Source organism: Enterobacter cloacae complex sp. 394F7 (assembly GCF_057320385.1).
The window spans coordinates 141184-150282 of sequence record NZ_JBXWCS010000012.1 but is presented as its reverse complement, the minus strand read 5'-3'; the positions used below and the strand labels follow the sequence as shown (position 1 = coordinate 150282).

5 protein-coding genes are annotated in these 9099 nt (G+C 57.1%); 2 read left to right on the top strand and 3 right to left on the bottom strand.

Features of this window, described 5'->3' with window-relative positions; all coding sequences use genetic code 11:
- Positions 1-170: 170 nt before the first annotated feature.
- The 3 genes from AC2FAK_RS17935 to aegA form a co-directional block, all read right to left on the bottom strand.
- Positions 171-1214 carry a DUF1176 domain-containing protein gene (locus tag AC2FAK_RS17935; RefSeq protein ID WP_020689967.1) on the bottom strand — a complete coding sequence of 348 codons (1044 nt, stop codon included), beginning with the start codon at positions 1212-1214 and terminating at the stop codon, positions 171-173.
- A 105-nt stretch (positions 1215-1319) separates the two neighbouring features.
- Positions 1320-1913, bottom strand: a complete 594-nt coding sequence (gene nudK, locus AC2FAK_RS17930; RefSeq protein WP_023620399.1) for a GDP-mannose pyrophosphatase NudK — start codon at positions 1911-1913, stop codon at positions 1320-1322.
- A gap of 67 nt (positions 1914-1980) precedes the next feature.
- Positions 1981-3957 (bottom strand): formate-dependent uric acid utilization protein AegA, encoded by a 1977-nt coding sequence (aegA, locus tag AC2FAK_RS17925; RefSeq protein ID WP_058651780.1) that lies wholly within the window; start codon positions 3955-3957, stop codon positions 1981-1983.
- Positions 3958-4109: 152 nt separating this feature from the next.
- On the opposite strand from aegA, the gene narQ reads away from it, so the two are divergent.
- Positions 4110-5798 (top strand): nitrate/nitrite two-component system sensor histidine kinase NarQ, encoded by a 1689-nt coding sequence (narQ, locus tag AC2FAK_RS17920; protein WP_095455438.1) that lies wholly within the window; start codon positions 4110-4112, stop codon positions 5796-5798.
- Positions 5799-5944: 146 nt separating this feature from the next.
- Entirely contained in the window at positions 5945-9058 is a 3114-nt protein-coding gene (gene acrD / locus AC2FAK_RS17915; RefSeq protein WP_095455437.1) for a multidrug efflux RND transporter permease AcrD, read from the top strand.
- Positions 9059-9099: the final 41 nt, after the last annotated feature.

The window sequence follows — 9099 nt, the reverse complement described above, 5'->3', positions numbered from 1 at the left end:
TCGGGTCTCAGTCCAGGGCATAGCGAGTCTCCTCTTCTATGCCAGTTATAACTGTTACCCATGTATCCGGTCTAAAGTGTCACCCATGTTTCCGGTTCATACCCTGCGCTTACCGGGCCTACATGGTTCGAAACGTGGGCCGGGTAAGGTGTAACCGCCACCCGGCAAAACTAGCGTGTGATCCACAACGTGGGCCAGGCATCTGGCCCATTCCAGTTATCGCAGCTGGGCTCCTCGGCATAACGCACCAGACGGAAGCGCTGGCCGTCAAAGCGCCAGCGCGTCTGGATACCGCAGTCGGCAATCCCCCGCCCTAACGCCAGGGTGGTCAACTCACGCGTTTTCTCATCAAAGCGAGCGTTCATTAACTCCATTTCACTGCTACCGCTGGACGGCGTAAACGGCAGACGCAGCCTGACGCTACGGGAAGAAAACGGTTTTTTACGTGATACCAGCCAGGCCAGATCGACGGTGTTATACGCCCCCGCTTCGCAACTGACGATCAGCAGCGCTTTGTCATCGGTAAGCGCAGTGACGCGCACTTCCCGACGGTTGGGGTCGAGCGAGCACTGGCTGTTATTCATCCGCCAGGTACCATAATCCAGCAGATCGTTCAGTTCGCTGTGGGAGAGCGGTGTCGGGGTGGGATTCACAACCGCCACCTTTTTCAGGGCCGGTGCGGGCGGCACGCTTAACGGCGGATCGTCACCTTTTTTAATCCAGGCGGTTTCACTGCCGACGCGCTTTTGCTGCGCATCGATAAACAACAGCGCCGCTTTCAGGCCACTGAGGGAGATCGCCTGCTTGCCATCACGCAGGGTTAGCGCTTTCCCTTCCTGGATATGCTTAAGAAATGCAGTGATGGTCGCAGCATCGTCCGTTTTCAGATGCCACGGCGTTAACTGCCAGTGCTGACGCTCCAGCGTCACGGGCACCCCATCAAGCAGCAGGCGCGGCGCAATTGCAGGCTCTTTGACAGACGGGTCTGAAAGACCGCCGAGATCGATACGTAACGAGGCATCGGTTTTCGCGCCAGCGCTGCGGCTAAGCGTCATCACCAGACCACGGTGTTCACCGGTGTTGCGTGCCAGGCAAAAATTCTGGTTATTGCAGGTCACCTGCCAGTCTGAGAATGATTGCTGTGCAGGCGCAGCCCACACACGAGGCGCGGGGAGCACACAAATCAGGAAAAAAATAAAAACGCAGTAGCGCATGAATGGCACAATCCCGGAACGAAAACGCTTAACTGGGCAGTATCTTCGTGTTCCCGCCGGGGTTGCTCAATCGGATTTATCGGATAGATTTATCCGAAAAACAAACTACATCCGTTCGAAAGAGGGATCCATCAGCCCGGTTGTTTGTAAATACTGCAGTAATATTACAGCTTTACCATCTTTAATTTCCCCGGAACGGATCATCGCCAGCGCCTGGACAAACGGTATCTCCAGCACCTCGATATCTTCATCTTCCACGCCACCGCCCTGATGGATACGATGCGCATCGCTGTATTCGGCAATAAAGAAATGGACGATTTCCGTCACGCCGCCGGGTGACATAAACAGTTCGAAAACTTTTTTAACCTCACCCACTTCAAAGCCTGTCTCCTCGATGGCTTCTTTGCGGATACACACTTCCGGCTCATCGTCATCCAGCAGACCTGCGCAGGTTTCAATCAGCCGTCCGTCCGGATTGCCATTGACCCACGTCGCCACCCTGAACTGGCGGATCAGCACCACGCTCTGCTTTTCACGGTTATAAAGCAGAATGGTTGCCCCATTGCCGCGGTCGTAAACCTCACGTTTGTGGCGGATCACGTCCCCGTTATTACGCGTTAAATCATAGGTGATGTTACGCAGGACAAAGTAATTATCAGAAAGGATTTTGTCTTTGATAACGTCAATTTTCAGGGTCATACGGGCTCCACGACACAATGAGTCTGCCTATATTACGCCGTGAACCCCGCTTTGTCGCCCACCCGATTTAATGCGTTTTTAACGCGCTGACGCCCAGCCAGTCGAGGATACCCTGCGCAGCATGTCGCCCTTCCGCCATGGCGGTGACCACTAAATCTGCGCCGCGTACGGCGTCACCGCCTGCGAAAATTTGCGGGTTAGAGGTCTGATAGCGATAGCGGCTCTCCACCGAGGCGATAATTCGTCCCCAGCTATCCGTCTCCACGCCCTGCGCCTGCAGCCACGGCATCTCGTGTGGATTGAAACCAAATGCCATGATCACCGCATCCGCAGGCATCACAAATTCGCTCCCCGCTATCGGCACCGGCCGACGACGGCCCTGAGCATCCGGTTCGCCGAGTTCGGTACGCAGCATGCGAATGCCGTTGACCTGTCCGTCAGGTGCCAGAGTTAACTCCACGGGCTGAACGTTAAACTCAAACGCGGCGCCCTCTTCCTTCGCATTCTTCACCTCTTTTTTCGAGCCCGGCATATTGGCTTCATCCCGGCGGTAGGCACAGGTTACCTTCGCCGCACCGTGACGTAACGCGGTGCGGACACAGTCCATGGCGGTATCGCCCCCGCCGAGCACCACCACGTTCAGCCCCCGGGTGTCGATAAATGGCTCTTTGGTTGTTGCCTCAAGCCCCATCACGTGGCGGGTGTTTGCCACCAGGAAAGGTAACGCGTCATAGACGCCGGGCGCATCTTCATGTGCGATACCCGCTTTCATGGAACGATAGGTTCCCACACCAATAAACAGTGCATCGTATTCGCGTTGCAGCTGTGACAGCGGCACATCCTGTCCGACGTCGCAGTTCAGAACGAACTGGATCCCCATGGCCGTGAATATCTCCCTGCGCCGTGCGAGCAGCGATTTATCGAGCTTAAAGGCCGGGATACCAAACGTCAGCAAGCCGCCAATCTCCGGGTGCCGGTCATAGACCGTGACGCGCACGCCGCTGCGCGCCAGCACGTCGGCACAGGCAAGCCCCGCAGGCCCCGCGCCGATCACCGCCACACGTTTATCAACCGGTGTCACGCCGCTCAGATCCGGCTTCCAGCCCATCGCCAGCGCCTGGTCAGAGATATAGCGCTCGATGTTGCCAATGGTCACCGCGCCCGAGATATCACGCACGGTGCAGGCGCCTTCACATAATCGGTCCTGCGGGCAGACGCGGCCGGTAATTTCAGGTAAACAGTTGGTCTGGTGTGAAAGCTCAACCGCCCCGGCGATATCCCCCGCTTTAACGCGTTCAATCCACTGGGGGATATGGTTGTGCAACGGACAGGTCCATTCACAAATGCTGTGTTCGCCGCACTTCAGGCAGCGCGATGCCTCACGCGCGGCCTGCTCTGCCCGAAACGGCAGGTAGATCTCCTGAAAATGGCTGACGCGTGCACTCGCGGCGAGTTTATCCGGCTCCCCGCGTCGCGGTGTGTTTCTCATCTGCTCAAGGCGGGTGTGCGGCAGGTCTGGCCTTACCGCCTCGCCGTGCCAGGGCTGCGCCTCCTGACGGGCGGTGCGCTGGCGGCGGGTTTTCGCCAGGTTATTCAGTACGGCGGGCGTCGCCAGGGTAAGCACCTGTGCCGGACAATTTTCGATGCAGGCCGGGCCCTGTGGGCGCGTGTGGCAAAGATCGCATTTATGCGCCGAGGCTTTTACGTTGCCCTTGTCGAGAGGCGTAACAACGATCTCCATCGTGCCGAACGGACAGGCAACCACGCAGGCTTTACAGCCAATGCATTTTTGTTGATTCACCTGTACGCTGTCATCGCATTTGCTGATGGCCCCGTTAGGGCAGCTCTGCGCGCAGGGCGCATTCTCGCAATGGTGGCAGGTTACAGGCGTGCTCTTCGCGCCAGATTTCAGGACAGTGATGCGGGGATGAAAATGGCGTTCGCTCAGCACGTGTTGTTCATCGTTGTGCGCCATCACGCAGGCCACTTCGCAGGCACGGCACCCTATACACTGCTGGCTGTTGGCCATAATAAAACGATTCATAACGACACCTGTTTTTGGTTCAATAACCTTATTCTTTATAGGAATATTGTATTTACCCACGGCGGCGCTATCAGGCAATGTACAAATGCCCAGGAAGCCGAACTATCTCCAGTGAACCTGTGGCAGATCAATTTTTTTCAGGAAGCTGTTCTGTGACCGTTAAACGACCCGTTTCCGGAAGCCTGGCCCGGGCTTTCATTTCCATTATCGTGCTGTCCGTTCTGACCAGCACCGTCGCACTGTTCACGCTTGCCAGCAGCCAGCGGGATGCAGAAGCCATCAATATTGCCGGTTCCCTGCGAATGCAGAGCTACCGTCTGGGCTATGAGATGCAACGCAACAGCGACGCCCTGGCGGCGCATCGCGAGAGCTGGCAGCAGACGCTGAGCGCCCCTGCGCTACAGAAGCTGAGCCGCTGGTACGTGCCGGACGATGTTAAGGCGCGCTATCAGCAACTGCATCTGGCATGGCAGGAGATGGACAACCACATCGCTCGCGGCGATATCGGGTGGTATCAGGCCCACATTGAAGACTTTGTCGGCCGGATTGACGCCTTTGTGCTCGCCCTTCAGCACTACACCGAACATAAAATCCAGGCGGTGATTCTGATCTCCCTGGCGGGCGGGATGGGCATCCTGATCCTGACGATCTTTACCCTGCGACGCATCCGCCGCCAGGTGGTGTTACCGCTGAATAATCTGGTGGCGGCCAGCGAGCGCATTGAGCGGGGGCAATTCGATACGCCTGCACCGGATACCGCGCTGCCAAACGAACTGGGCCAACTTTCCCGGGCGTTCAACCACATGTCTGCCGAGCTGCATACGCTGTATCGCTCGCTTGAACACTCCGTAGCGGAAAAGACGCAGCATCTGAATGAGGCGCATCAGCAACTCGAGATGCTGTTTAAATGCTCTCAGGCACTGAATACCGGCCAGATAGACAGCCACTGTTTCCGGCATATTTTGCAGATAGTGCATGAGTACACGCAGATGAACTACCTGGAATTGCGCACCAGCGACGACTGGCGGCTCAGTGAGGGTATCGAATCAAACGGGAGCCCTGTCCAAACGCTGCCCGTGCTGATGCAGGATACCCTGTACGGGGAATTACGCTGGCAAAGCGAGACGGGCAACGTTCCTCTGCCGCTGATGGAAAGCGTGGCGACAATGCTCGGACGCGGACTGTATTTCAACCAGGCGCAAAAGCACTACCAGCAGTTGCTGCTGATGGAAGAACGCGCGACGATCGCCCGCGAGCTGCACGATTCCCTGGCGCAGGTACTTTCGTATTTACGTATTCAGCTGGCGCTGCTGAAACGCGCTATCCCGCAGGAAAATGCCCCGGCGCAGACCATTATCACCGACTTTTCCCGCGAGCTTAACAACGCCTGGCATCAATTGCGCGAGCTGCTTACCACTTTCCGCCTGACGCTTAACCACGCCAATCTGCCCGCGGCCCTACAGGAGTCACTGGACGGGTTACAGAGCCAGACGCAGGCAAAGCTGCACCTCGACTGCCGCCTCTCCTCGCTGGCGCTGGATGCCCAGAAACAGGTGCATTTGCTGCAGATCGTGCGTGAAGCGGTGTTGAATGCGATGAAGCACGCCCAGGCCAGCGAGATTACCGTCAGCTGCGTGACGTCTGCTGACGGCACCCACAGCGTCAGCATTCGCGATAACGGTATCGGGATTGGCGAAGCCAGCGAGCCGCCGGGACATTACGGGCTGAATATTATGCGCGAACGGGCGGCGCGCCTTGGCGGAACGCTGCACTTTTCCCAGCCGCAAAACGGGGGGACGCTGGTGAGCGTGATCTTCCCGACAAACGGGGCCGGGAGGTAAATAACGGTAAAAGGTGAAGCGCAGAGAAAAGCGCATGATAATTTACACTATCTCCTTTATTTCTCCACGTTTGGTCTTCGTCTTGCCGCTAAAGTGATGCGGGCAATAAACAATAATGACGTGCAGCAAAACGAGGTCTCATTTTCATGGCGAATTTTTTTATCGATCGCCCCATTTTTGCCTGGGTACTTGCCATACTGTTGTGTCTGACAGGTGTCCTGGCCATTACTTCACTTCCTGTTGAGCAATATCCCGACCTGGCACCACCAAACGTGCGCGTCACGGCAAATTACCCCGGAGCTTCAGCACAAACGCTGGAAAATACCGTCACGCAGGTTATCGAGCAGAACATGACGGGTCTGGATAACCTGATGTACATGTCCTCGCAGAGTAGCGCCACGGGCCAGTCGACCGTCACCCTGAGCTTTACCGCCGGTACGGATCCGGACGAAGCCGTACAGCAGGTGCAAAACCAGCTGCAGTCGGCGATGCGTAAACTGCCTCAGGCGGTGCAGAATCAGGGGGTTACCGTACGTAAAACCGGTGACACCAACATCCTGACTATTGCGTTTGTCTCTACCGACGGCTCCATGGATAAGCAGGACATTGCGGACTACGTCGCCAGTAATATTCAGGATCCCCTCAGCCGTATTAACGGCGTCGGTGATATCGATGCTTACGGCTCTCAGTATTCAATGCGTATCTGGCTTGATCCGAATAAGCTGAACAGCTTCCAGATGACGGCAACCGACGTGACGGATGCCATTAAATCCCAGAACGCCCAGATTGCGGTGGGACAACTGGGGGGAACGCCCTCCGTCGATAAACAAGCGTTGAATGCCACCATTAACTCACAGTCGCTGCTTCAGACCCCGGAGCAGTTTCGCAACATTACCCTGCGCGTAAATCAGGATGGTTCAGAGGTCCGCCTGGGCGATGTCGCCACGGTAGAAATGGGGGCAGAGAAATATGATTATCTCAGCCGCTTTAACGGTAACCCGGCCTCCGGTCTGGGGGTAAAACTGGCCTCCGGGGCCAATGAAATGGCCACCGCGCAGCTGGTGCTGGATCGTCTGGATGAGCTGTCGCACTATTTTCCCCACGGGCTGGAATACAAAGTCGCCTATGAAACCACCTCCTTCGTTAAAGCCTCTATTGAAGATGTGGTAAAAACGCTGCTGGAAGCGATCGCGCTGGTCTTCCTGGTCATGTACCTGTTCCTGCAAAACTTCCGCGCAACGCTGATCCCGACCATTGCCGTTCCGGTGGTGCTGCTGGGTACCTTCGCGGTGCTTTACGCGTTTGGTTACAGCATTAACACCCTGACGATGTTTGCAATGGTGCTGGCGATTGGCCTGCTGGTGGACGATGCCATCGTGGTGGTCGAAAACGTCGAGCGCATCATGAGCGAGGAAGGGCTTTCCCCGCGCCAGGCCACGCGTAAATCGATGGGACAAATTCAGGGGGCGTTAGTTGGCATCGCGATGGTGCTCTCGGCGGTCTTTATCCCGATGGCGTTTTTCGGCGGCACAACCGGCGCCATTTATCGTCAGTTCTCAATCACCATCGTCTCCGCAATGGTGCTGTCGGTGCTGGTGGCGCTGATCCTCACGCCTGCCCTCTGCGCCACCCTCCTCAAGCCGCTACATAAAGGGGAGCAGCACGGTCAGAAGGGCTTCTTTGGCTGGTTTAACCGCATGTTCAACCGCAGTGCCGCGCGTTATGAAACCGCCGTCGGCAAGGTGCTGCACCGCAGCCTGCGCTGGATGATGATTTATGTTGTGCTGCTGGGCGGTATGGTGTGGCTGTTCCTGCATCTGCCGACTTCGTTCCTGCCGCAGGAAGACCGGGGGATGTTCATCACTTCGGTGCAGCTCCCGAGCGGGTCAACGCAGCAGCAAACGCTGAAGGTAGTTCAGAAGGTGGAGCAGTACTTCTTTACCAAAGAGAAAGATAACGTGGTGTCGGTCTTCTCCACCGTCGGCTCCGGCCCGGGCGGGAACGGGCAGAACGTTGCGCGTATGTTTGTGCGCCTGAAAGACTGGGACGCACGCGATACGAAAACGGGCACCTCGTTTGCCATTATCGAACGCGCGACCAAAGCCTTCTCCCGTATCAAAGAGGCTCGCGTTTTTGCCAGCAGCCCACCGGCTATCAGCGGTCTCGGCAGTTCTGCCGGGTTTGACATGGAGTTGCAGGACCATGCCGGTGCGGGCCACACGGCGCTGATGGCGGCGCGCGACAAGCTGTTAGAGCTGGCCGGTAAAGATCCGGGTCTGACCCGCGTCCGTCACAACGGTCTGGATGACAGCCCGCAGCTGCAGGTCGATATTGATCAGCGTAAGGCGCAGGCGCTGGGCGTTTCCATCGACGATATTAACGACACCCTGCAAACGGCATGGGGTTCAAGCTATGTGAATGACTTTATGGATCGCGGTCGCGTTAAAAAAGTGTATGTGCAATCCGCCGCGCCATACCGCATGCTGCCGGACGATATTAACCGCTGGTATGTCCGCAACAATGCGGGCGGCATGGTGCCGTTCTCCGCCTTCGCTTCCTCGCACTGGGAGAGCGGTTCTCCGCGTCTGGAGCGCTATAACGGCTATTCCGCCGTTGAGATCGTCGGTGAAGCCGCGCCGGGCGTCAGCACCGGTACGGCGATGGACACCATGGAAAAGCTGGTGCAACAGCTACCCGCTGGCTTTGGTCTGCAGTGGACGGCCATGTCTTATCAGGAGCGGCTCTCCGGGGCCCAGGCTCCCGCGCTTTACGCGCTTTCGCTACTGGTGGTCTTCCTCTGTCTTGCGGCGCTGTATGAAAGCTGGTCAGTCCCGTTCTCGGTCATGCTGGTGGTACCGCTTGGCGTGATCGGCGCGCTGCTCGCCACCTGGATGCGCGGTCTGGAGAACGACGTTTACTTTCAGGTGGGGCTGCTCACCGTGATTGGGTTGTCGGCGAAAAACGCCATCCTGATTGTTGAGTTTGCCAATGAGATGAATGCGAAAGGCCATGAGCTGATGGCGTCCACGCTGCATGCCTGCCGTCAGCGCTTACGTCCGATCCTGATGACCTCGCTGGCGTTTGTCTTCGGGGTGTTACCGATGGCAACCAGCTCAGGTGCAGGCTCCAGCAGCCAGCATGCGGTAGGTACAGGCGTCATGGGAGGAATGATTTCAGCCACGATCCTGGCCATTTATTTTGTGCCGCTGTTCTTCGTGCTGGTGCGTCGCCGCTTCCCGCTCAAGGAACGGCCTGAATAAGATAGTGAAAATAAAAAAGGCGGCTCAGTAGGCCGCCTTTT